The sequence below is a fragment of the Sinorhizobium terangae genome (assembly GCF_029714365.1).
In the GTDB taxonomy this organism is placed as follows: Bacteria; Pseudomonadota; Alphaproteobacteria; order Rhizobiales; family Rhizobiaceae; genus Sinorhizobium; species Sinorhizobium terangae.
The window spans coordinates 1,917,947-1,939,284 of the sequence record NZ_CP121660.1; the positions used below are offsets into that span (position 1 = coordinate 1,917,947).

General features: G+C 60.3%; 20 protein-coding genes and 3 pseudogenes. 10 read left to right on the forward strand and 13 right to left on the reverse strand.

What is annotated here, in order from left to right; genetic code table 11:
- Nucleotides 1-63: 63 nt before the first annotated feature.
- Both QA637_RS27655 and QA637_RS27660 read left to right on the forward strand, forming a co-directional pair.
- The gene (locus tag QA637_RS27655; protein ID WP_283065981.1) at nucleotides 64-588 is read left to right on the forward strand and encodes a DUF4142 domain-containing protein; all 525 of its coding nucleotides are present in this window, start codon (nucleotides 64-66) and stop codon (nucleotides 586-588) included.
- Nucleotides 585-914 (forward strand): cupredoxin domain-containing protein, encoded by a 330-nt coding sequence (locus QA637_RS27660; RefSeq protein WP_283065983.1) that lies wholly within the window; start codon nucleotides 585-587, stop codon nucleotides 912-914. Before QA637_RS27655 ends, QA637_RS27660 begins: the two co-directional genes overlap by 4 nt.
- A gap of 39 nt (nucleotides 915-953) precedes the next feature.
- Here the strand turns inward: QA637_RS27660 and QA637_RS27665 are convergent, their stop codons facing one another.
- The 7 genes from QA637_RS27665 to QA637_RS27695 form a co-directional block, all read right to left on the reverse strand.
- Nucleotides 954-2,966: a beta-galactosidase gene (locus QA637_RS27665; protein WP_283067369.1), complete on the reverse strand. Its 2,013-nt coding sequence runs from the start codon at nucleotides 2,964-2,966 to the stop codon at nucleotides 954-956.
- Nucleotides 2,967-3,200: 234 nt separating this feature from the next.
- Nucleotides 3,201-4,235 (reverse strand): LacI family DNA-binding transcriptional regulator, encoded by a 1,035-nt coding sequence (locus tag QA637_RS27670; RefSeq protein ID WP_153440377.1) that lies wholly within the window; start codon nucleotides 4,233-4,235, stop codon nucleotides 3,201-3,203.
- Nucleotides 4,236-4,239: 4 nt separating this feature from the next.
- Nucleotides 4,240-5,952: an amylo-alpha-1,6-glucosidase gene (locus QA637_RS27675; RefSeq protein ID WP_283065985.1), complete on the reverse strand. Its 1,713-nt coding sequence runs from the start codon at nucleotides 5,950-5,952 to the stop codon at nucleotides 4,240-4,242.
- A 3-nt stretch (nucleotides 5,953-5,955) separates the two neighbouring features.
- The gene (locus QA637_RS27680; RefSeq protein ID WP_283065987.1) at nucleotides 5,956-6,768 is read right to left on the reverse strand and encodes a carbohydrate ABC transporter permease; all 813 of its coding nucleotides are present in this window, start codon (nucleotides 6,766-6,768) and stop codon (nucleotides 5,956-5,958) included.
- Nucleotides 6,761-7,717, reverse strand: coding sequence for a carbohydrate ABC transporter permease (locus tag QA637_RS27685; protein WP_283065989.1), 957 nt, complete (start codon nucleotides 7,715-7,717; stop codon nucleotides 6,761-6,763). Before QA637_RS27685 ends, QA637_RS27680 begins: the two co-directional genes overlap by 8 nt.
- 18 nt (nucleotides 7,718-7,735) lie before the next feature.
- Nucleotides 7,736-8,968 carry an ABC transporter substrate-binding protein gene (locus tag QA637_RS27690; protein WP_283065991.1) on the reverse strand — a complete coding sequence of 411 codons (1,233 nt, stop codon included), beginning with the start codon at nucleotides 8,966-8,968 and terminating at the stop codon, nucleotides 7,736-7,738.
- The gene (locus tag QA637_RS27695) at nucleotides 8,961-10,136 is read right to left on the reverse strand and encodes an ABC transporter ATP-binding protein (RefSeq protein WP_283065993.1); all 1,176 of its coding nucleotides are present in this window, start codon (nucleotides 10,134-10,136) and stop codon (nucleotides 8,961-8,963) included. Before QA637_RS27695 ends, QA637_RS27690 begins: the two co-directional genes overlap by 8 nt.
- A 173-nt stretch (nucleotides 10,137-10,309) precedes the next feature.
- Between QA637_RS27695 and QA637_RS27700 the strand changes: the two are divergent.
- The 3 genes and pseudogenes from QA637_RS27700 to QA637_RS27710 all read left to right on the forward strand — a co-directional run.
- Nucleotides 10,310-10,552: pseudogene (locus QA637_RS27700) on the forward strand (sugar phosphate isomerase/epimerase family protein); the annotation flags it as partial.
- Between the two features lie 220 nt (nucleotides 10,553-10,772).
- On the forward strand, nucleotides 10,773-11,264 hold the full coding sequence (locus QA637_RS27705) for a YciE/YciF ferroxidase family protein (protein ID WP_153440383.1): 492 nt from the start codon (nucleotides 10,773-10,775) through the stop codon (nucleotides 11,262-11,264).
- Nucleotides 11,265-11,801: 537 nt separating this feature from the next.
- The gene (locus QA637_RS27710; RefSeq protein ID WP_153440384.1) at nucleotides 11,802-12,005 is read left to right on the forward strand and encodes a CsbD family protein; all 204 of its coding nucleotides are present in this window, start codon (nucleotides 11,802-11,804) and stop codon (nucleotides 12,003-12,005) included.
- A 158-nt stretch (nucleotides 12,006-12,163) separates the two neighbouring features.
- Here QA637_RS27710 and QA637_RS27715 read toward each other — a convergent pair.
- Nucleotides 12,164-12,522, reverse strand: a pseudogene (locus QA637_RS27715) (low affinity iron permease family protein).
- A 300-nt stretch (nucleotides 12,523-12,822) separates the two neighbouring features.
- Here QA637_RS27715 and QA637_RS27720 point away from each other — a divergent pair.
- Nucleotides 12,823-14,416, forward strand: a pseudogene (locus QA637_RS27720) (phospholipase D-like domain-containing protein).
- On the opposite strand, the gene QA637_RS27725 reads toward QA637_RS27720, so the two are convergent.
- Entirely contained in the window at nucleotides 14,311-15,252 is a 942-nt protein-coding gene (locus QA637_RS27725) for a lysylphosphatidylglycerol synthase domain-containing protein (protein ID WP_153440387.1), read from the reverse strand. The pseudogene QA637_RS27720 and the gene QA637_RS27725 overlap by 106 nt on opposite strands.
- A gap of 79 nt (nucleotides 15,253-15,331) precedes the next feature.
- Here QA637_RS27725 and QA637_RS27730 point away from each other — a divergent pair, with 79 nt between their 5' ends.
- Both QA637_RS27730 and QA637_RS27735 read left to right on the forward strand, forming a co-directional pair.
- On the forward strand, nucleotides 15,332-16,075 hold the full coding sequence (locus tag QA637_RS27730) for an endonuclease/exonuclease/phosphatase family protein (protein WP_283065997.1): 744 nt from the start codon (nucleotides 15,332-15,334) through the stop codon (nucleotides 16,073-16,075).
- Between the two features lie 125 nt (nucleotides 16,076-16,200).
- The gene (locus QA637_RS27735) at nucleotides 16,201-17,316 is read left to right on the forward strand and encodes an AI-2E family transporter (protein WP_283065999.1); all 1,116 of its coding nucleotides are present in this window, start codon (nucleotides 16,201-16,203) and stop codon (nucleotides 17,314-17,316) included.
- Nucleotides 17,317-17,614: 298 nt separating this feature from the next.
- Here QA637_RS27735 and QA637_RS27740 read toward each other — a convergent pair whose 3' ends face one another.
- Nucleotides 17,615-18,217 carry a cysteine hydrolase family protein gene (locus tag QA637_RS27740; protein ID WP_153440390.1) on the reverse strand — a complete coding sequence of 201 codons (603 nt, stop codon included), beginning with the start codon at nucleotides 18,215-18,217 and terminating at the stop codon, nucleotides 17,615-17,617.
- A gap of 13 nt (nucleotides 18,218-18,230) precedes the next feature.
- On the reverse strand, nucleotides 18,231-18,491 hold the full coding sequence (locus QA637_RS27745) for a hypothetical protein (RefSeq protein ID WP_153440391.1): 261 nt from the start codon (nucleotides 18,489-18,491) through the stop codon (nucleotides 18,231-18,233).
- A gap of 200 nt (nucleotides 18,492-18,691) precedes the next feature.
- Between QA637_RS27745 and QA637_RS27750 the strand changes: the two genes are divergently transcribed.
- The gene (locus tag QA637_RS27750; RefSeq protein ID WP_153440392.1) at nucleotides 18,692-18,898 is read left to right on the forward strand and encodes a CsbD family protein; all 207 of its coding nucleotides are present in this window, start codon (nucleotides 18,692-18,694) and stop codon (nucleotides 18,896-18,898) included.
- A gap of 355 nt (nucleotides 18,899-19,253) precedes the next feature.
- Here the strand turns inward: QA637_RS27750 and QA637_RS27755 are convergent, their stop codons facing one another.
- Nucleotides 19,254-19,781, reverse strand: coding sequence for a DUF4142 domain-containing protein (locus QA637_RS27755; protein WP_283066000.1), 528 nt, complete (start codon nucleotides 19,779-19,781; stop codon nucleotides 19,254-19,256).
- Nucleotides 19,782-19,968: 187 nt separating this feature from the next.
- A complete protein-coding gene (locus QA637_RS27760; RefSeq protein WP_283066002.1) occupies nucleotides 19,969-20,292 on the reverse strand; it encodes a hypothetical protein in 324 nt (107 codons plus the stop codon).
- A gap of 633 nt (nucleotides 20,293-20,925) precedes the next feature.
- Here QA637_RS27760 and QA637_RS27765 point away from each other — a divergent pair.
- The gene (locus QA637_RS27765; protein ID WP_283066004.1) at nucleotides 20,926-21,261 is read left to right on the forward strand and encodes a hypothetical protein; all 336 of its coding nucleotides are present in this window, start codon (nucleotides 20,926-20,928) and stop codon (nucleotides 21,259-21,261) included.
- The last annotated feature ends 77 nt before the right edge of the window (nucleotides 21,262-21,338 follow it).

Sequence of the window (21,338 nt, forward strand, 5' to 3'; positions counted from 1 at the left end):
GCGAAGCATCCAAAGCACGTCAATTGCACATCACGCTTTGATCTTCGAGGAAAGGAACATCCGATGACCATCCGCCTAACCACCGCAGCCGCTGCGATCGCCCTGTTGATCGGGGGCAATTGGGCGCTCGCCGCCGACAAGCCGACGGATCCACAGATCGCGCATATCGCCTACACCGCAGGTGTGATCGATATCGAAGCGGCAAAACAGGCCATTGCGACGTCGAAAAACAAGGCCGTCGTAGAATTCGCCGAGAGCATGGTGCGCGACCACGAGTCGGTGAACAAGCAGGCACTCGATCTCGTCAAGAAGCTCAATGTTACGCCCGAGGACAACGGCACCAGCAAGGCCCTGTCGCAGGCGGCCGAAACCAAGCGTTCGGAGCTGGCGAAGCTGACGGGCGCTGACTTCGACAAGGCCTATGTCGAGAACGAAGTCGCCTATCACAAGCAGGTCAATGGCGCGCTGGAAACCCTGCTGATCCCGTCTGCGCAAAATGCCGAGCTCAAGTCTCTGCTCGAGACCGGGCTGAAGCTGTTCCAGGGCCATCAGCAGCATGCCGAGCATATCGCGACGGAGCTGAAATGAACGCGGCAACGAACGCGGTGAGACCGGCTTTTCTCGCCCTGTTGTTGGGAACGGCGGCCATCGCCGTTCCCGCGCAGGCAGAAACCATCGAGGTGACGATCGACCGCCTCGCCTACGCGCCTGCGGCGATCGAGGCCAAGGTGGGAGATGAAGTCGAGTGGATCAACAAGGATGCGCTCGTTCACACCGCCACGGTGACGGGAGGCGCGGAAGTGCTCCTCCCCGCGAAGAAATCAGGTCGCCTCCGGCTGCAGGAGCCGGGCAGCTTCGACTATATCTGCCGCTACCACCCCAACATGAAGGGGCACATCACCGTACGCCCTTGAAAACCACACGCCAGGAGTGCCGGGCCACCCGGCCTCCTCTCACTCCGTCCAAATGGCCACGCCGACCGGCGCAAGCCTTCGTCCGCCGACATGGAACGTGGCCGCCTCTGGCGCCGGAACCTCTGCCGTCGTCTTGCCGAAATTGAAGGCAAAGCGGAGCCGTCCGCGGCGTGTCACCCGCAGATCGCCGAGGTCGCTCAGGCTTTCCACCCCGGCCCAGCCGAGCGCGTCGCCGATTACCTTCTGGAGCAGGGCACCACGCGCGGCGGTCGCGAGATAGCGCGCCTTGTCGTTGCCGACAAGCGCCGGCGCGCCGTTGCGGTATTCGCCGTCGAACGTGGCAAGCACCATCTCGCTGGTTCGGATGGTCTCGCGCCAGACGCCGGCCTCGAAGGTCTCGTTGCCATAGAGCACGGTTTCCTTGTGGAAATCCGGCAGGGATTCGACGCGGGCGATGCTGACATCGATCAGTGCTGAAAGCGGCCCCGGCGGCAGCCCCTCGGGAATGTGCATATCCTCGGTCTTGCTGCCGCTGCGCGCGCCGAAGAGAACTTTTGCACCCGATTTCGCCAGCCGCTCGACAAAGGCCGCATCCGCAATGACCAGATCGGGCGCCAGCACCAGTTGGTAGCCGTCGAGGTCGGAATGCTGGCCGATGAAATCGACATCGACGCCCAGCCTCGAGACGGTTGAATACCAGTCGAGCGCCGTGGCGGCTGCGGAATAGCTGCGGCCCTGCGGCAGTGCCCGCGTCGCCCAGCGGGAATTGTAGTCGAGCAGGATCGCGACCTGTGCCTTGTCGCGCCTCTCGCCCTTCGGCAGCCCCTTCATCTCTTCGGCGACTTGCGCCACTTCGAGATAACCCTGGTCCGCTTCGCTGTTCGGCAACAAAAGCCCCGCGTGGAACTGCTCCTGCGCGAAGGGCACCTGCCGCCAGCGGAAATAGGACACCATGTCGACGCCGTGGGCATAGGCGAGCCAGGTCCAGAGCCGCACCATGCCGTCGGCCGGCGACTGGTTGTGCGCGGCCCAGTTCACCGGCCCCGGCTGCTGCTCCATCACCCAGACGCGGCCGCGGCCGACGGAGCGGTAGAGGTCGTGGTTGAACGCCGGCTGGTCGGGATCGCCGACGCGCATGTAGTGCGCCTTGTCTTCCACCGCGAGCCGGCCGTTTAACAGCCCGCCCATCGGATAAACATCCCAGGAGGCGATGTCGATGTCCTCGCCGACCTTGTAGTGGTCGAAATCTGTGTTCTGCGACATGAAGTTGTGCGTCACCGGGCGACCCGGCGAATGCGCCCGGATGATATCGACCTGCGCCCTGTTGAAGCTCTTCACCTGGTCGGAGGAAAAGCGAATGAAATCGACGATGTGCGTCGGGCTCGGCTCCTCGACGAGATTGTTCGGCAGTTCCACCTCGTCGAAGCTGTTGTAATGCATGGCCCAGAACGAGGTACCCCAGGCGCGATTCAGCTCGTCGACGGTTTCATAGCGTTCGGCGAGCCACAGGCGGAAGGCACGCAGCGCCTCATCGGAATAGCTGTAGATCGTGTCGTGATCGCCGTATTCGTTGTCCGTCTGCCAGGCATGCACGTAGGCGTTTTCGCCGTAGCGCGCAGCCATCGCTTCGGTGATGCGGGTCGCCTCCTCGCGGTAGCGCCGGCTCGAAAAGCAATAGTGCCGGCGCGCGCCGAACTTGCGCACGACGCCGCGGGCATCGACCGGCAGAATATCCGGGTGACGGTCGACCAGCCATTTCGGCGGCGCCGCGGTCGGCGTACCGAGAATAACCTTGAGCCCCGCGCCGCCAAGCACGTCGATCGCCTCGTCCAGCCATTCCCAGTGGTATTCGCCCGGCCTCGGCTCGATTCGCGCCCAGGCAAATTCGCCGATGCGAACCCAGGCGAGCCCCAGTTCCACCATGCGGTTCGCATCTTGCTCCCATTTCTCGCGCGGCCATTGCTCCGGATAGTAGCAGACGCCGAGTTCGAGCATGTCGGAAGTCTGATGGTCCGGATTGAAGCGGTTGGGTTTGGACAGCGGCAGATGCAAGGTGAGTTCCTTTGTCACTTCTCTGAATAGGGCGACATCAGGCAGGACCCTCGCCGCAGTACGGACCGGCCGAAGCCGGAATAAAAACGTTTACATTTCTGGTCGGGAAAACGGCTGCTCGCTTCTCTCCCTAAAGCGCGTCGCGTTCAATCGGACTCATGCGACGCGCTTCAGGTCATTGCTTTTATGCATGTCGTTCTCCCAAAACCGCTGCACACTTTCCCGCGACATGAATCAGCGCTCCGGCCTCAGGCGATCGTCGCAGCGCTCGATGAGATCGGGCATCAGCAAGGTTTGCAGCGCCTCCGGCGGCTCCCCCTCCATGCGGCGCAGGATGAATTTGCCAAGCAGCGCACTCGGCTCGCCGATCGGCAGGTAAAAGGTGGTGATCGGCGGCGCGAAATACTGACTGACGTTCAAGTCGTCGGTGGCGTTGATCACGGCGTCGCGCCCATGGACGAGGCCGCGCGCGTGAAAGCCCGAAAAAGCGCCAAGCGCCGTTGCTTCGTTGGCGCAGATATAGGCGGTAGGCGGGTCGGCCAGACCGGACATCGCGATCACGTTCTCCCGACCGAAAGCGGGCGTCAGCCGACCATGCGCGACAAGGACCGGATCGAAGGGCAGGCCGGCGGTCTCGAGCGCCTCCCGGTAACTCTTCAGCCGGACGATGCCGTAAGTCAGTTGCTCCATCGGATTGAGCAGAGCGATCCGCCGGTGGCCGCGCGCGATCAGCCGTGCCATCGACACCCGGATCATCTGCTCGTTGTCGGCATCGACATAGGCGTGCGGCTCGTTGTCGATGCTCATGCCATAGGTGACGAAGGGAAAGTCCGCCTCCTGCATCACACGAATGCGCGGATCGTCGGCGCGCGTGCCGGAAATGATGATGCCGTCCGCCTTTTTCAGCGAAACGATCTGTTTCAGCGTCGCAAGACTTTCCTCGAAGTCGCGCACCGCGTAGAGCGAGACGCGATAGGGGCTTTCCTCCAGCGCCCAGGAGATGCCGCTCAAAAGCTGGGCGTATTCGACACCCTCCCATTCGTCCTGCTTCGGCCCCGGTGCCGTCATGATCGCCGCGACCTGAAAGGTCTTGCCGGTACGCAACTGCACGCCGTGAAGGTTGAGCTCGTAGCCGATCCGTTCGGCGGCATCGAAGACGATCGCGCGCGTTTCCGGGCGAACCTGCGGCGAATGTTTCAGCGCCTTGGATACGGTGGCGATCGACAGTCCCGTTTCCTGCGCAATGGTCTTGATCGTCGGTCGCGACATGCGTTCAGCTCTTGATCCGATTTTCGTCGTGGAGGGATTGCGCCAGCAGCAAATAGACCGCCGACGTCCAGGCAAACGCCCGGTCGCGCAAGCCCCTCCCCGACCGTGCGTCGAAGTTTTCGGCCATACCGCTTTTGTTGGCAAGTGCACAGAACTTTTGCGCGATTTCCCGCGCCAATGCACGCTCGCCCTGCCGGCGCAAACCGTCCCACAGGAGATAAGTCGTCGGCGCCCAGATCGGCCCGCGCCAATAGCCATCATCCTCGTAGAAGCGGCTTTGCGGGCTCTCCGTCGCCGGCCCCCATTCCGTAATGAACCCGCCCTTCCTGAGCCTCGCGACAAGCTTGTCGCGTATCGCAGCCGGAAGACGCTTGCCGAGTAGCAGCGGCATGAACTGGATCAGGCTTTCCCCGCCAAGAATGCGTCCCGGCTCGCGGGCAAGCCGCGCGCCGAATGTCTCACCGGTCCAAAGCTTCTCGATCAGCAATGCCTGCAGCCTGTCCGCCGTCTCGGACCAAATGGCGGCTCGGCTGGGATTGCCCTCGAGAAGCGTGGCGAGAGCCTCGCAAGCAAGAATCAGGAATACCGGCAGGTCGGGAGAAAGAACCGGACCGCCTTCGGCGAAGAAACTGGCATTGTCCCAGCCGCTGTCGTTGCCATGGAAATAGCTCGGCAGTTCGTGCTGTGCGGCTCGAGCATAGGTGAGCCAATAGGCGACCTGCCGGCCGATCGCATTTGAGAGATAGACTTTGCGCTCGGGCGTCAGGAAATTCGGCTGCGTCGCGGCAATACAGGACACGGCCCAACCGTGCACCGGCGGTTTGGTAAAGGCGAAGAGCACGTCGCGGTCGTTCACATAGTCGGGCAGCAGGCCGGAGGGATGCTGGTGATCGAAGATCGCGGCGAACTGGTCGAAAGCAAGATTTTCGTCGAAGGCTGCAACGCCCAACGCCGAGAAGGCGTTGTCCCAGCTCCAGATGTTGATCATGTGGTTCTTCGACATGTAAATCGCCGGGCGCGTCAGCGCACCGCCGACGGGCACGCCGTTCGTCCAGAGCAGATAGGCGGCAAGCCGATGCGCCTCCTCCCCGCCCGGCACACCGGCGGGAACGGACCGATGCCACGCGACAAACTCCGCCATCGCACCCGCATGCGCCTCGTCGAAGCTGCCTGGCGTTTCCGCCGGCGGCAAGGCGCGGAAGAAATCCACATTACCCTCGAACCCGCCATCACCAGAGAAAGTGAAGGAGACTTCGCTCGAATGATCGCGTTGCCATTCACCGGAGATCGCGAGGTCTCCCGAGACTGCCCGGGGGATGAATTTTACGTTCTCAGCGGCCGCCACGAGGCAATCCTCGCCGGCGGGCGTGCGATAGACGTAGTCGTAGCGCGAACCCTCGAGACGGAAGCGAACGCCCGCGCGCCCGCCTTGGAGATGCAGTCGCTCCCCCTCGCCGATGACGAAGCGAACGCAACCACCGCCGATCCGCGCGACGAGCTGGTCCGGCGAGAGATCGAACCGCGCTTCGGCGATCTCGCCTGCCAAGTCCAGGAATTCGACGCGGCAGAGCCGGCCGAGCGAGGCACGCTCGTCGCCACCGCTGACATGCCTCAGATAGAGCGCCCGGTCACCCTCGCGGCCCGGCACCCGCATCATCGAAAGCGTCAGGAAGCATCCCCTCCGGCTGAAGGGAACATGCTCGATGTCGAAAAGCATGGCTTATCCCTTCACCGACGAACCGACTGCGCCATCCATGATGTAGCGCTGCGCCAGGAAGAAGAGCACGAGCGGCGGCAGGCAGAGGATCACGGTGATCGCGGCGATCGAGGTCACGTCCACCTCGTGCAGGCCCTTGAACATCGAAAGCCCGAGCGTCAGCGTGTATTTCGATTGGTCGTTGAGGTAAATCAGCGGGCCGAGATAGTCGTTCCAGGCATTCATGAAGTGGAAGGTCCCGACCAGCACCAGCGCCGGCATCATGAGCGGCAGATGGATGCGCCAATAGATGTCGAAACTGTTCGCCCCGTCCATGCGTGCCGCCTCGTCGATCTCCATCGGCACCGTCATGATGTATTGCCGGAGCAGGAAGACGAAGAAGGCGTCGGCAAAATAGGCGGGCACGATCAAGGGTTTGAGGGTGTTGATCCAGCCCAGCATGTTGAACTCCATGTAGAGCGGGATCATCTTCACGTCCCACGGGATCATCATCGTCGCGAGCAGCAGGATGAAGAGCGCATCGCGCCCGGGAAAGCGGAAGCGGGCAAAGCCGAAGGCGACGAGCGAGCTCGATAAGAGTTGCCCGACCGTCGAGAGGACGACGACGATTACCGAATTCGAGAGATAGGTACCGAAAGGCTGCTTATTCCAGGCGGCGGCAAAATTCTCGAAGTGCCACTCGGACGGCCAGAAGACCGGCGGAAACTGGTAGAGTTCAGCCGAACTTTTGATCGCCGTCATGAAGGTCCAGTAGAACGGCGCGATGAAGAGCGCCGAGGCAAGGATCAGCGCCGAATAGAGGAAGGTCTTACGCATTGCGCTCTCCGTCGGTCTGGCGGATCTCGCCTTCGTAGTAGACCCAGGCGGCCGACCAGCGCATGACCAGGAGGCTCAAGGCAAGCACGATGACGAACATCACCCAGGAGCCGGCCGCGGCATAACCCATGTCGAAATACTTGAAGGCGTTGTCGTAGATGTACATGGCGAAGAAATAAGTGGAGCCGAGCGGGCCGCCCTTCGTCAGAAGCAGCGCGATCGTCAGTTGCTGGAATGCGGAGATGATCGACGTGATGAAGGTGAAGATGAGCATCGGCCCGAGCATCGGCAGGGTGATGAACAGCATCTGCGCCCAGCCGGGAACACCCGAAACGGTCGCCGCCTCATAAAGCTCCTTCGGGATCGCCTTGAGGCCGGTCAGGAGGATAAGCATCGTGCCGCCGAGGCCCCAGAGGCTGGCGATGATGATCGCGACGATCGCAAGGTTTGGATCGCCGAGCCAGTTCGGGCCGTCGATGCCGACGAGCGACAGCATGAAGTTCAAGAGACCGTATTCCTTGCTGTAGATCCAGCTCCAGATCGTCACCAGTGCGACACCGGATATGACGCTCGGCAGGTAGAAGGCGGTGCGGAAGAAGCCGCTGGCAAAGGTCACGTGGTGCAACATCAACGCCAGCAGGAACGACATCACGATATTGAACGGCACGTAGATCGCCGCGAACTTCACCGTGATCCAGAGGCTTTCCCAGAACTGCGGATCCTCCGTAAACATCGAACGGTAGTTGTCGAGGCCGACAAAAGTGCGCTCGCCGACCACCGGCCAGTCGTAGAAGCTCATCGTCAGCGAAAACATGAGCGGCCCGAGCGTGAAGAACAGAAAGCCGAGGATCCACGGGGAAATGAACAGATAAGGCGCCATATGACGCCCGGCGGTCACTCGCTTACGACGCGCAACTCCTGCCTTCGTTCCGGCATAGGCCATGTCCATTTCCCCGCGCTCCTCAGCTTATTTCAACAGACGCTTCGAGCGAGCCACGGCATCGTCCAGATGCGCCTTGGCGTTGCCCTGGTCGATCATCGTCGCCTCGATGGCGCGCGCCAAATTGTCCTGGATCTTGCCCCAATTGGCGTTCTTCAAATAGGCATGGGTCTCCGTGTTCGACGTCGCGAGGATGTCGAAGAACGGCTTGTAGATCGGATCCTTGGTCATGCCCTTCTCTTCGGCAACGCTGGTGCGCACCGGCAGGTCGTTGGTGCGCATGGCGACCGCTTCCGGAGACGAGAAGAACTTTACGAATTCCCAGGCGAGATCCGGATGGGCGGCGTCCTTGGCGATCGAGATCGCCGATACCCCAAGCGCCGAATGAGCGACACGAGCGCCGAACTTCGGCAGCGGCGCCACGCCATAGCTGAAGCCGGCCGCATCGATGCCCGCTTTCGACCACATGGCGCTCTGGAACATGGCGATCTTGCCGCCCTTGAAGAGTGTCGCGCCCGAAGTATCGTCGCCGAGATTGAGCGTCACCGCCTCCTGCGTCCTGGCCATATCGGCAAACATGTCGAGCACTTGCGCGGCCGCGTCGCTGTTCATGTAGCCGTCGATTTCCTTGCCGTCGTCGGAGATGTATTTGGTGCCGTTCGACCACAGGAACTGCTCGAAGTCGTAGGGATCGGGCTTGGCGTCGACGGCAAAGCCGTAAACCTTGTTCGCCTCATCGCGGAATTTTGCCGCCTTGGCGCGCAGATCGTCCCAGGTCCAGCCGTCCTTCGGCTCCTCGACGCCTGCCTTCGCGAACATCTCCTTGTTGTAGAAAACGACCTGCGTGGTAAAGCCCGAGGGCATGCCATAGGTCTTGCCCTCGACGCGCGTCGTGTTCATCAAGCCTTGAGGAAAATCGTCCGGCTTGATCTCGGCGGCGTCGCGCGCGATCAGGTCGTCGAGCGGCATCAACGACGTGTAATATTGCGGGAAATTCCACATGTACATGACGTCCGGCGGGTTGCCGGCACCGAAGGCGGCGGCGAGTTTCTGGTCGTAGCCGTCAGCATAGGGCTCGACCTGGACCTTCACGCCCGGATGCATCTCCTCGAATTTCTTGGCGATCGCCTGCTGGATGGCAAGGCTCTCGTCCGTGTCCCAGGTCGCGAACCGCAGGGTCTCCTCCGCCTGCGCGGCCGCAGCACCGGTCAGCGACAGCGCCAAAAGCGAGCCGATCATCGACTTCGTCACGTTATGCATGTCTCTCCTCCAAAACCGGGCCACGCGGGGCCCTTCCCTTTTCTTGATTGATGAGCGCCTGAGTCTCGGCATCGAGCCGCCGCGCGACCGCATTCCCGTCGGCATCGAACAGATGGCAATGCTCGGAAGGAATGCGGGTATGGACCCGCTCGCGGGTCGAAACCGGATGTGTGCCGCGCACGACTGCGGTGAGTTCGCCGCCGCCGTCGAGGCTGATGTGCACGTGGCTTTCGCTGCCGAGCCGCTCCACGAGGCGGACGTTGCCGGCAAGGTGCGCCTCCTCGGGTGAAGTCAGCTCCAGCTTGTCCGGACGGATTCCGAGCGTCACGGGGCGATCGCGGCGGATCGACCGGGGTGAAAGCGTATCGAGCGAAAGCTCGCGCGCGAGCCCGCCACCGGCAAGCCTGATGGCCGCCGCGCTTTCGCCCACGACATTGGCGGCAATGAAATTCATCCGGGGGGACCCGATGAAGCCGGCGACGAAGAGATTTGCCGGCTGGTAGAACAGTTCCAGCGGCGTGCCGAACTGGCTGACCTTGCCCTTGTCGAGCACGACGACGCGGTCGGAGAGCGTCATCGCCTCGACCTGGTCATGCGTCACATAGATCATCGTCACGCCGAGGCGCTCGTGCAGCGCTGAGAGCTCGACGCGCATCGTCACGCGCAGCCCCGCATCGAGATTGGAGAGCGGTTCATCGAGCAGAAAAAGCTTCGGCTCGCGTACGATGGCGCGCCCGATCGCGACCCGCTGGCGCTGACCGCCGGAGAGCTGACGGGGCTTGCGGTTGAGGAGCTCAGCGATCCGGAGAATCTCGGCCGCGTTATTGACGCGCCGATCGATCTCCTCGCGCCTCATGCCGTTCAGCGCCAAGCCGAAGGAGAGGTTCTTTCGGACATTCATGTGCGGGTAGAGCGCGTAGTTCTGAAACACCATCGCGATGTCGCGCTTGGCCGACGGCAGGTCGGTGATGTCGCGTTCGCCGAGACGGATCGAGCCGCCATCGAGATTTTCGAGCCCGGCGATCGAGCGCAACAGCGTGCTCTTGCCGCAGCCCGACGGCCCGAGGAAGCAGACAAACTGCCCATCGGCAATGTCGAGGTCGATGCCTTTCAACACTTCCAGCGAGCCGAAGCCCTTGCGAAGATTTTCGATGCGGATTGCTGCCAAATAAGTCTCTCCCCGAACGCATGAGGCAAATCGACGCCACCAGTGTTTTGTTAAACGTTTTTATTCACGATAAAAACGTTTAATTTCCTTGTAAAGCGAAAACTAAGCCATCTTAGAAATCACTGTGAACGGCCGGTGAAGTCGCAGCCAAGGCCCGGCACCCCCACTGCCCTGCCTTCCCGCTTTGGCACCACTGATCGACGTCGAGAGATACGCGCTCGAAAACTTCGAGGCGATGCTCGTCTGGAATCCCGAGACTCTTTTCCGCCTGCGCAATGAGGTCGGGCCGACGGTCGGGATGAACCTCGACCCGTCGCATCTGATGTGGATGGGGCGGGTCCGATCGCCTCCGCCCGCGCGCTGGTTCGGCAATACACCATTGCCACGGCAAGGACACCCGCATCGAACGCGGCCTGCCGTCTTGGCATCACGGATTCCTTTCTCGATCGCGACAAAGGAAGCCCAGATCCGGCGCCACGCGGCCACCCGATTTCCGAGGCTTGGACAGGCCCGGTCCCTCCGGGTATTCGAGGTGAGGAGCGCAGCTCCGCGACAAACTGCCCGCCCGGAACAAACACCGTTCGACGGTGTTTCCTTGGCGCTACCGCAAATCACGACCCGAAAGGACGCCGAAAAATGGCCAAGGAAAAAACGCTGAACGACCTCTTCCACGATACCCTGAAAGACATCTATTACGCCGAACGAAAGATCCTAAGGGCCTTGCCGAAGATGGCACGCGGCGCACAGACACCGGAACTCAAGGCCGCTTTCGAGAAGCACCGGGAACAGACGGAAACCCATGTCGAGCGGCTGCAGCAGGTCTTCGACATGATCGGCAAACGCGCACAGGGTAAAACCTGCGAGGCGATCGAAGGCATTATTGCCGAAGGTGAGGAGATCATGGAGGAGTTCAAGGGCACTCCTGCACTCGACGCCGGCCTGATCTCCGCCGCGCAATCCGTCGAGCATTACGAAATCGCTCGCTACGGCACCTTGAAGACCTGGGCACAAACGATCGGTCTGAAGGACGCCGTATCGCTTCTCGACAAGACGCTGAAGGAAGAATTCGCGACCGACGAGAACCTGACGAAACTCGCCATGGCGCAAGCGAACAAGAAGGCCGCATGATCGTTCGCGGCGGCCGGCGCTATTGCATGTTTCCGTAAATCGTAGCCGATTTAAGGATAAAAACATGCAGCGGTTCAAAGTGCTACAGCGTCATTTGTGCGTCTGACAAGACGCGCGGCGCTGTAGACGCCGGTCGCCGTCACTCCACCTCCCGGAAGAAATCGATGAAGGCCTGGCGCGCGGCACGCGTCTGGCGACGGCGCGGATAATGGAGGCAGGGGCGTACCAATTCTCGAGCGCACGCTCAAGTCTGCCCGCGGCGACGTATTCGGCCACCCCTCCGCCCCGTCCGCAGCTTCCCCGGCGTATCGGTCCTGATCGCGTCGTTCCCTTCTGCACGTCCATGTCGAACGCTAGCGTTCTTTGAACGGGTCGACCGGCGTTGGCCCGAGAGCCGGTCTCCGAGCGAAAAAAGTTTCCGAAGGCATGCCGGGCGGCCGGATTGAGCACTTTGGACGCCGGCTTAAGAGCTATGGAGAACAAAATCGTCTGTTGCTGGTTGGGCTCTACGGTTTAGTGAGTTCAGGAGGATCCACGATGGATTGGAACCGCGTAGAAGGCAACTGGAAGCAGGCCAAAGGCAAGCTCAAGGAGCAGTGGGGCAAGCTCACTGATGACGATCTGGATCAAATCGCTGGCAACCGCGATCAGCTCGAAGGCAAGATCCAGGAACGCTACGGCATCGAACGCGACCGGGTGCGCCAGGACGTCAATGATTGGTGCAACCGCCAGTCCTGGTAAATGCCGTTCGCTTGCAAGAGTATCCTCGCTTCGTAGTGCTGGTGAGAGTCACAAGACCCTCCACTGACATTAGCGCAGCGATCAAAGCAGTTGTCGTCGCCACGACCTCTGGCGCGATTACGGTCAACGTCGCCAGCCGTGGGCACACACAAACTCCCCTATGGAGTTGTTGTCTCTCGATCGGCCTCTGCACGGTTTTCAGCTTCCCCTTCGAGCCGCGCGATTGTCGCCTCGATGTACTCTGGATGTTCGTGCTCGAGGCCGACCGCCTCGTTCCGGGTCTCACGCATCGATACGATGATTTCGTCAAGCTTGGCGTGGATTGCCGCCGCGTCACGGTAGCCTTGGATTAAAACGACGCTGGTGATCACTATTGCTGCGACTGACAATGCATAGGTGACGACGTTAGTGAAGCCGAAGGGCACCAAAGCGGTGCTGACAACCATTGCGGCAATTACGAAATAGAAGCCGGGGGGCGAGAAAGAAAATCGGCCGTTCGGAAAAGGAAGCGATCCACTATCAATTCTCCCATACATAGGTGCTCTCATTAACGCGCGAAGGCAGATCTAGTTCGGGCTAAGTATTCTTCTGACGCATGCTCGCACCATCAGCCGCCTCCCCTATCCCCTCGAACGAGGGGTGACGCAGTTTTCCGTCATTCGTCCAGGACTCGACTTCCCAGTTGCTTCTGAAGCCCCGCCACATCGCTCCGATAACATCTTGCGACGTTTGGCTTTGCTATTGAGCGCCCCTTGTTCCGCCGCCGCAGGAACAAATCGCGGTTGAAATCAATTCCTTTGCAGGCGCAACCGACGGGATGCAAAATCTTGGTTTGGAAAAGCGTATTTAGCGGAAGGAAAACTGACCGAGAGGGTCGGGCGGGCGAACCAATTGTCAAGGAGGCGGAAAATGCCTGGCGCAGCGTGCCGGCAAGACGCATATCCTTTCTCATCGATGCCGCTGCCTACTACGCTTGTCTCGAGCGCACATTCGAGGACGCGGAAGAGCAAATCTGGATTACCGGGTGGGATTTTGATCCACGCATCAAGTTGCGCCCAGACGATCCGCATGCGGAATCGCTCGGCAATCTGCTGGAGCGCTTGGCCGCTCAAAAGCCGAACCTCAAGATTCGCATTCTCGTCTGGGCGATGGGGCCGATCTATTCTGGAAAGTCGCTGCGGCTGTTTCGCAAGCAGAAATGGGCCGACCATTCCCAGATCGAACTTCGCTTCGCGAGCCATCGTGCGCTCCGCGGTTCGCATCACCAGAAGCTCATCTCCATCGACGACGGCATCGCCTTCGTCGGGGGCATCGACCTGACTGCGCGGCGCTGGGATACACCAGCTCACCTGGCGGATAATGAGATCCGCCGCGATCCCGACGGTCAATCCTACGATCCCGTACATGACATCGAAGTGGTGCTGGATGGGGACGCCAGCCGCGCGATTGGAGACCTCTGCCGCTCCCGCTGGAAGGCGTCAACCGGCGCTGAAATTGAAGCGCCACGCGCAGCGAGAGGTGCGTGGCCCGCCGGCGAAATCCCGATGCTGAAGAACTGTCCGGTTGCGATTGCACGCACCGAGCCTGCGATCAGAAAGGGAAAAGGTCGGCGAGAAGCGCTGCGCCTCACACTCGACGCTCTACGCAGCGCGCGACGCCACATTTACATCGAGAACCAATATTTTGCCTCGCGGAAGATCGGCGCATTGCTGTGCCGACGACTGAAGGAGCCGGATGGTCCTGAAATCGTCATTGTCACCACCCGCAATTCGCATGGCTTCCTCGAGAAGATTTTCATGGGGGGAAATCGCGACCGCCTCATTCGACGGCTGAAGCAGGCTGACCGTTATGGCAGGCTGCGGGTCGGCTACCCGGTCGTGCCTGCGGGCGATGGTTCGGAACAGGAGGTCTTGATCCATTCCAAGGTGGTCGCGATCGACGACCGGTTTCTCCGCGTCGGTTCATCGAATTTCAATCATCGCTCCGAAAGCCTCGACACGGAATGCGACGTCGCGGTGGAAGCCACGAACGAAGAGCACAGTGCCGCAATCGTCAGTGTTCGCAACGGGCTTTTGGCGGAACATCTCGGCGTTGACACGAGCGACATCGAGAGCACGTTAAGGGACACTGGCTCTCTGGTCGCGGCTGTCGATAGATTAAACACGCGCCGTCGTGGCATACGGGCGTTCGATGGCGTCGACAACGGTGGAGCGACCAACCTTGTCTGGGGTACAGACCTTGTCGATCCGCGCAGGCCGATACGACCGTTTTACCGCATGCATAAATTGATAAGACGCTGGGGAGGTCAGGTCTTCGCCTTGCTCGCCAGGTTTCTCCCGTCGTCCCGACGAACGACGAGCTCGGCAATCGAAAGCGAAAGCAACCCGAGCGGCAGCGGCAGGAAGAAATAGATTGCCCGAAAGGCGATCAAAGCACCGATGCTCGCCGAACCGCCGAGCAGGAATGCCACCGTTGCCTCGATCACACCAATGCCTCCCGGAACATGGCTGACGAGTGCAGCCGCATTGGCGCTTACATACGCTGTCGCCGTATCGAAGAAGCTTGGATCTCCGAAAGCGAGCAACAACTGATGCAGGCACGCACTGACAAAAAGGAAATTGACTGTGCCAACGATTAGCTGGCAGACCGCGATCGGCACCGACGGCATTTCGAAGCTCCAGCGAAATACCCGAACCGACCCTTTGAGAAAGCATGCAAGAAGCAAGTAACCGCTCGAGGCGGCAATGCAGGTCGCGCCGAGGATGAGGACGCCGGTTTGGGACAATCCGATGATCCGCGCGGGACCCGCCGGCATGACCAGACAACAAAGACCAGCCAATGTGATAAGACCCAGACCCACGGTGACTCCGCAGAAGAGAATGATTTTTGCGACTTCTTCGGCATTCAGCCCCCAGCGCGAATAGAAGCGATATCGGACCGCTCCACTGCTTAAAGCCGCGCCTCCGACATTGTGGCCGATCGCAAGGCTGGTGAACGAGGCGACGGCGACTTGTGTGTAGGCAAGCTCTCGCCCGACATAACGCACGGCAAGCGCATCGAAAAACGTCAGACAAAAATAAGACAGAAAGACAAAGCCGACAGCGGTGAGCAGATGTCCCGAAGGAATTTGCATGATCGAGGTCGTGATCTCGTCAACGCTATACCTGCTGAGGGTGCGATAGATCAACCAGCCCGCAAGCATGATGGCGGCAACGACAATCAATCTTGCAAAAAGCTTCATGGTCATCCGTGCTGTTCCTACACCTCCACCGGAACGAAAAGCAGCTCCCGCGTGTTCCAAAACGCGAGACCACCGAAGTGAGATCATGCGACGGCGGATACGTTTCCTCACCTACAACGTGCACAGTTGCTTCGGCACCGACCGCAAGCTCGACCCCGCCCGTATCGCTGCAGTCATCAACGAATGCCGGCCGGATATTATCGCCCTGCAGGAAGTGGATGTCGGCCGTGCACGCAGCGGCGGAATTGACCAGGCACACATGATTTCCGCGCATCTGCAGATGCAGGCGGAATTTCATCCGGCTCTCCACCTGAAGGACGAAAAGTACGGAGATGCGGTGTTGACTGCCTTGCCCATGCGCCTGGTCAAAGCCGCCGCCCTGCCGTCCGTCGGCGAGCCACGAGGGGCGCTCTGGGTGGAAGTCGATCTGGCTGACGTCAAGCTTCAAGTCTTCGTCACGCACCTCGGACTGCGTGGTTCCGAGCGCGTGCGCCAGGCAACGACGCTTTTGGGACCAGGTTGGCTCGGCGGAATAAATCAGCGGGAGGCGCCCGTGGTCCTGGCCGGCGATCTCAACGCCACGGCGAGGTCGGCGTCCTACAGGCTCGTGGCTCGACAGCTTAGGGACGTGCAACTCCAGGTCAATGCAAGGCCGCGACCGACCTTTCCCTCGAGATTGCCGCTCTTGCGGATAGACCACGTCTTCGTCGGTGAAGAAATAGACGTGACGCATTGCAAGGTGCACAATACCGCCTTGGCGCGCGTCGCCTCCGATCATCTACCTCTCGTCGCAGAACTGGAGATCGATCTCTCCAAGAAACACGACTGATGCACAAAGGTATAAAGTATGGGCTTCGGGTCATCAAAGCGGGCCAGCGGCTATAACAAGGGCAAGGTCCCGACCGTCCCGAAGGCGCGGTTCATGAGGCGGTCAAGAGCGTCCCGTGCTCAGCTATGCTCGATCGTGCAGGTGCAATCGGAACGCTGATCGTGCGGCAAGTCGAATACAAGACCTTTATCTTGCTGACCGCCGCGGTATCGTTGGCCTTCGTGTCGGTGCTGTGGACATTTTCGGGCGCCATCCTCTGGGCGATCGTACTCGCCGTGCTGTTCGCGCCCCTGAACCGCGGCATCCTTCGGCAAATTCCTGACCGGCGCAACATCGCTGCGCTCATCACTTTGGTGATCATTCTGGTGATGGTGATCCTGCCCTTTCTGCTCATCGCGAACCTCATCTTCCGCGAGGCGGCCTCCGTTTATCAGAGCATCGCAGCGGGTCAGATCGTTATCGACATCGACGTCCAAGCGCTACGCGACATGTTGCCAGACTGGCTGGACGGCCTCCTCAACCGCATAGAGCTGCCTGACGCTGCCGCGCTGCGCGCGCGGCTGCTGAATGCGCTTGTGGAGAGCGGTCAATTCGTGGCGGGTAAGGCGATCAACATCGGACAGTCAACGTTCCACCTCATCGCGAGTTTCTTCGTGATGCTCTACCTGCTCTTTTTCCTGCTGCGTGATGGGCGCGAACTGTTGCGGCTGGTCGGCGAAGCGATGCCGCTCAGTGGCGGAGTCCGCCAAGCGCTGTTCAGCCGCTTCGCGTTGACAATCAACGCCATCGTCAAAGGCAGCATCGTGGTGGCGCTCGTGCAGGGGACGCTCGGCGCACTGATCCTTTGGATGCTCGATATCAGAGCCCCCGTTCTTTGGGGCACGGTGATGGTCATTTTCGCACTTCTGCCGGTGGTGGGGACCAGTCTTGTATGGGGACCCATTGCGATCTACCTGCTGGCCGCGGGGGCGATATGGCAGGGCGTTGTTCTGCTCGTCTACGGAATGCTGGTTATTGGGCTTGTGGACAACCTGTTACGGCCGACGCTCATCGGCAAGGAGACCAGGATCCCCGACTACCTGGTGCTGATCTCGACGCTCGGAGGCATCGCCACGTTTGGTCCCAACGGCTTTGTCGTCGGTCCGGTGATCGCCGCGCTGTTCCTGGCGGCGTGGTCGGTGTTTCCCACGCTTGCGGGCGAACAAGCGGCCGAGGACAACGGCGACAGACATCAAGAGTGACAACCCGCGCTTTAGCAAGCGGGCGGCTCCGTTATGAGCGCCGCTCCCCAGCAGGCCGACAACTCGACCTCAACAGTAGGACCATCCGGCATGGTTGGAAAAGGTTGCTTGTGAGATGCCGGTTCACACGCTACCTCTCTTGACAGGGCAGTTTACGGCAATGCTGGCGAGCATTGCTCACTTTCGGGGATAGTGACCGCTTCGTGCGACGTCAGGAGGCAAGATCGTGGCCGCATCCATCGCTAACGGATCTCAGCCGATCGTCGGCATACAGTGGCGGCGGCAATCAAGCCGCGCATTAGCTCGCCTCGGCGAGAAACGTCTCGGTTGTCATGAGTTGCAGTTGCACCGAAAAGCGCTCGCCCAATAGCTCCAACGAGGCGTCATGTGTGTCATCCGCGCTGCTGCAAACGGCGTCCTTTAGGAGAATTACCTGGTAGCCGAGGTCGATTGCGCCGAGGGTAGCGGCGAGAACGCAGACGTCGGTTTCACCGCCACTGATAACGAGCGTCGAGACCCGATTGCGTTGAAGCCTCAAGTGGAGAGTGCCGTCAACCCACGGTGAATAGGTGCGCTTGTCGTGTATTTCGGCTGGCGGAACAAGCGCCGCGAGCGGTTCAATCAACTCGACCATGCCGGCGGGCAGATGCTCGCCGGTCATCATCCACCATTTCGTGTAATATGCCCCCCACGTTCCAGGCATTCCAGCGGCGTTCACGGGGGGAATAAAACGGGTGAAGATTGTTTGCTGGGAATGACGCCCGGCCACCTCAACAACCTCCGGAGATACCCTTTCCATCCACGGAACGTGCCAGGGCGTGTCTTCAGCGAACATCTTCTGCATATCAACACAGAGATGTCGCCAGTTGCCAAGAGAACCCGTTTGGAACCGCTTTTCCATGTGTTGTGCGCGCTCAGGATGGATCGAATGATTGCGCGCCGATAGCTGACGAGCCGTCGTCTCTCCGGAGCCTGCGAAGCTGGTCGATAAGCTGAAAGTGGTTAGACGCGCGAGCGGCCGAGGCGTCGCAGCTCTTCGCTATCACCTTCAGCATCCCTTCAGCCTCGTCTGCGCTGACCACGCCGCGCAAAGCCAACCGTTCGATGAGAATTAGCAATGCTTCCTCAATCCCAGGCGAACGCCGGGCCACTTCTGTCTCGGATGCATTTTCCATCAGTTGCCTCCAGCATTTTCTGGCTAACCACCGACCAAAATGATTGTTCCGGGATCAGGTGCAGGCAGGATCGCAACACGCGGCCTGTCGCAGGCGACCGTCCCCTCTCCAGCAGGAAGGCAGCTCTCACTGGCCGCAGGAACCCAAATGCGCCGTAGCGAGTTCCAGCATTGGGCAAACAAAACGACTAGGAGATAGTCATGGATTGGAATCGTGTTGAAGGTAACTGGAAGCAAGTCAAGGGGAAAATCAAGGAACAATGGGGACGGCTTAGTGATGACGATCTCGATGAGATCGCGGGCAAGCGCGAGCAACTGGAGGGCAAGATCCAGGAACGTTACGGCATCGAAAAGGACCTTGTAAGACGAGATATTGACGATTGGTATCGCCGCCAGACATGGAATTGACGATGCCCTCAATGGAGATCGTCGGAAACCCCGCCTCGGCGGGGTTTCCTTTTTATGGTTGGCGTTTGGCCGGTCGCAGCGGCGCATTCAGTTGCGACGATTGCCGCCGAATGCCGCAATCACATTGTGCGATTCCGTCGGCGCAAGTTCGATCTGTCTGCTGTGTATGGCATCGCGGCGTCGCCAAAGTACATCCACTCCTCCTTGTGGAGGCGCGTCGCAGCATAGCGGGACCGATCCAATCTGATTTCGGCAGGATTACAAGAAGCCCAGGCTCAGCAACGGCCCCGGCCGCGGCCCATGCCGGAAGGCAGGCTGCCGTTTGTCGGACACCGAAGGACGACGCGGTCCGAACTTACTTGGCCAAGTCACGCGCCATCTGAAGATGATGCTCGAGGGCCGGAAGCGTCTTCCCCGCCCACGCCTTTAGGTCGGGGTTATCCCCCTCCTCGGCGTAGCGTTTGAAGACATCCACAGCATCCTCATGCGCTTCAACCTGGTCATCACGGTATTGCTCGTTGAACTCGTCCCCTTGCAGGCCTTTAAGCTCATTGAGCGTCTCCTGCTGATCTTCAGACATAGCTGTGGCCGGCGCAGCTTTGACCTTTCCGCCATCGATGAGCTGCTTAAGCTCCGTCGTCGTTTTCTGGTGATCCTGCACCATCTGCTCAGCGAATGTCTTTGTCGGACCGGCGGCTCGCTCAGCGGCGATCTTGCTGGACTCGACTTCGAACATGTCACTCATGGAGACTTCCTTTACGAAGTCCTCCGTTTTGGGGGGCACTCCAACCAAGGTGTTTACGCCCGACTTCTCGGCCGCAGACTGCGCTAGGGCAGATGTCGCCACCATCATAACGGCGGCCATTAGAGCAATCTCTCGCATTGGTTTTTCTCCTTTATGCGACCATTCGAACAAAGGAGGATCGAAGTTGTTCCCTGATGCCAATCCGGCTCTGCGCGGCCGCAGCAGCAGCCGAGGCTGCTGTAACGGCGTGGTAGGACGGTACGGTCTGACGCCGGTAAGCCGCTGCCGAAAATACTATGCCCGGAACGCCACCGATGGCTGATGCTCAGAGCTGCGTCGAAATGATGTTGTCGACTCGTACCTTACCGCCGATCACTCCGCGCCTCGCCTCCGCAGGTGCCGGCCCCTCCTCGACAACCGTATAGAGCTTGTCGTTTCGGAAGGCGCTTGCCATGTCGGTCGTAACACCTTCTGCGGGCTTCGCGTCGATTTCGCGGAAATCGAGTTCTGCTTCAGCGGCAACAATTCGGGCATCCCCACTCGACCTTGCAACTACGATTAATTCGCCTTGATACGTGGCGTTCTGCCAGTTCGGATCGTCGGGTTTCGCCAGGGGCGACAGGCGATATATTTTCAGTTCTTCCTTCATGAGCTGCCTCCGCACCACGCGGTGCCAATTCAGATAACCTGCAAAGCCGCGGTTTGGCTAATCGCCAAGCGTCGGAATTGTTCCGGTTTCAGGCGATCGGTATTCACGATCCCCCACGCGCGAACACCGCGCAGATGAAATGCGGTCTGCGCTGGAACCTTCGGTGGTCACATCGGTTCGCCTATTGAGGAGGCGTAGCAATGGTGATGGACTATCTTTGGCTAGTGGTAACAGCGGGCGGGGCTTTTGCTCTTGGGGCCGCTCTCGTCTACGTGGTCATGCGGCAGAGGCCGCTTCCACCGGCTGTTAAGGAAGCACAGGATCGGAAGGTCCGTAAGCTCTACGAGGAATCGCAGGAAGATCGGTCCCAATGAGCCCTCTCTCGATTGGCTGTCTCGTCGCAGCGGTTCGAGATGAACGCGTAACCTTCGCGAAGCAGCGCCAGCGTGCTGTCGAGCGATGATGTCTGCGGGATGGGCTTCACTTTCTGCCAGCCGCCTTCTGTGGCCGAACTTTTCGGCGTTGCCGATGTTCCCTGCCTGAGATTGGCTACTGTTGCAGAGTGCGCCGGCGACACTGTCGGAACAAACGAAGTGCAAGCCGGTTGTTCTGCTGCGGTAGAAAGGAGCGATCATGTCCAAACTGCCTGAGAGCAATCCTGCGCAGGTGCGCGGCGATATCCAGCACGGGCGGACAGGAGACAAGAAGCGCGGCTTCGATCCTTCGGCGGCACCGTTGGAAACGGACGACGAGGCAGCCGGCATGCCCCTGACGCCGGACGCGGCGGGAACAGCGAGAACCGGACAGCGGCCGAACGGGCGGCCTGACACTTCCACGGATTACGGAGACGCCATGCGTCCCCTGTCCGCTGCCGAGCGAGGCCAATTGCCGAACTATCGTCTGGTCCTCCTGATAGCAGGCATTGTCGTCATAGCCGGTGTGCTTGCTCTCGCGATCGGCGCCGGGTGACGGCAAGGTCGAACGGCCGCGCGGAGAAAATGCTCCCGTTGCCGCACAACCAACTCAAGGCAAGCGGAGGAGTTTTC

Excerpts from the sequence above, each read along its gene's own strand:
- QA637_RS27765 (WP_283066004.1), top strand. The coding sequence starts at position 20,926 with ATGTCCAAACTGCCTGAGAGCAATCCTGCGCAGGTGCGCGGCGATATC.
- QA637_RS27745 (WP_153440391.1), bottom strand. The coding sequence starts at position 18,491 with ATGGAAAATGCATCCGAGACAGAAGTGGCCCGGCGTTCGCCTGGGATT.
- QA637_RS27735 (WP_283065999.1), top strand. The coding sequence starts at position 16,201 with ATGCTCGATCGTGCAGGTGCAATCGGAACGCTGATCGTGCGGCAAGTC.
- QA637_RS27705 (WP_153440383.1), top strand. The coding sequence starts at position 10,773 with ATGGCCAAGGAAAAAACGCTGAACGACCTCTTCCACGATACCCTGAAA.
- QA637_RS27740 (WP_153440390.1), bottom strand. The coding sequence starts at position 18,217 with ATGGAAAAGCGGTTCCAAACGGGTTCTCTTGGCAACTGGCGACATCTC.
- QA637_RS27725 (WP_153440387.1), bottom strand. The coding sequence starts at position 15,252 with ATGACCATGAAGCTTTTTGCAAGATTGATTGTCGTTGCCGCCATCATG.
- QA637_RS27680 (WP_283065987.1), bottom strand. The coding sequence starts at position 6,768 with ATGCGTAAGACCTTCCTCTATTCGGCGCTGATCCTTGCCTCGGCGCTC.
- QA637_RS27670 (WP_153440377.1), bottom strand. The coding sequence starts at position 4,235 with ATGTCGCGACCGACGATCAAGACCATTGCGCAGGAAACGGGACTGTCG.
- QA637_RS27760 (WP_283066002.1), bottom strand. The coding sequence starts at position 20,292 with ATGAAGGAAGAACTGAAAATATATCGCCTGTCGCCCCTGGCGAAACCC.
- QA637_RS27755 (WP_283066000.1), bottom strand. The coding sequence starts at position 19,781 with ATGCGAGAGATTGCTCTAATGGCCGCCGTTATGATGGTGGCGACATCT.
- QA637_RS27690 (WP_283065991.1), bottom strand. The coding sequence starts at position 8,968 with ATGCATAACGTGACGAAGTCGATGATCGGCTCGCTTTTGGCGCTGTCG.
- QA637_RS27675 (WP_283065985.1), bottom strand. The coding sequence starts at position 5,952 with ATGCTTTTCGACATCGAGCATGTTCCCTTCAGCCGGAGGGGATGCTTC.
- QA637_RS27660 (WP_283065983.1), top strand. The coding sequence starts at position 585 with ATGAACGCGGCAACGAACGCGGTGAGACCGGCTTTTCTCGCCCTGTTG.
- QA637_RS27750 (WP_153440392.1), top strand. The coding sequence starts at position 18,692 with ATGGATTGGAATCGTGTTGAAGGTAACTGGAAGCAAGTCAAGGGGAAA.
- QA637_RS27730 (WP_283065997.1), top strand. The coding sequence starts at position 15,332 with ATGCGACGGCGGATACGTTTCCTCACCTACAACGTGCACAGTTGCTTC.
- QA637_RS27685 (WP_283065989.1), bottom strand. The coding sequence starts at position 7,717 with ATGGACATGGCCTATGCCGGAACGAAGGCAGGAGTTGCGCGTCGTAAG.
- QA637_RS27710 (WP_153440384.1), top strand. The coding sequence starts at position 11,802 with ATGGATTGGAACCGCGTAGAAGGCAACTGGAAGCAGGCCAAAGGCAAG.
- QA637_RS27655 (WP_283065981.1), top strand. The coding sequence starts at position 64 with ATGACCATCCGCCTAACCACCGCAGCCGCTGCGATCGCCCTGTTGATC.